Raw genomic sequence first — 372 nt, forward strand, 5'->3', positions numbered from 1 at the left:
CACCAACCCGGATGCCACCGCCAGCAGCAGCATCGCGCCTTTCGGCCGTACCGAAGAGACCGAAGGCGGTGTGCTGTTCAGCGGTGAAATGGGCTGGAGCAGCGGCTGCGACCATGCCGAGTGGGCGATTGTCGGTTTCCGTCGCAAGAATGCCGAGGGGACCCAGGATTACTGTTTCGCGGTGCTGCCGCGCAGCGACTATCAGATCCGTGACGACTGGTTCGCCGCTGGCATGAAAGGCAGTGGCACCAAGACTTTGATCGTCGACAATGTGCTGGTACCGGAACATCGCATCCAGAAAGCCAAGGACATGATGGAGGGCAAGTCCGCGGGTTTCGGTCTGTACCCGGACAGCAAGATCTTCTACTCGCC

Annotated in this window: 1 pseudogene; it reads left to right on the top strand. The window is 60.5% G+C overall.

The features are described from left to right. Window positions 1–372, top strand: a pseudogene (locus tag AC1DF0_RS32630) (hypothetical protein); the annotation flags it as partial.

It is taken from the genome of Paenibacillus sp. 05T425, from assembly GCF_056396205.1.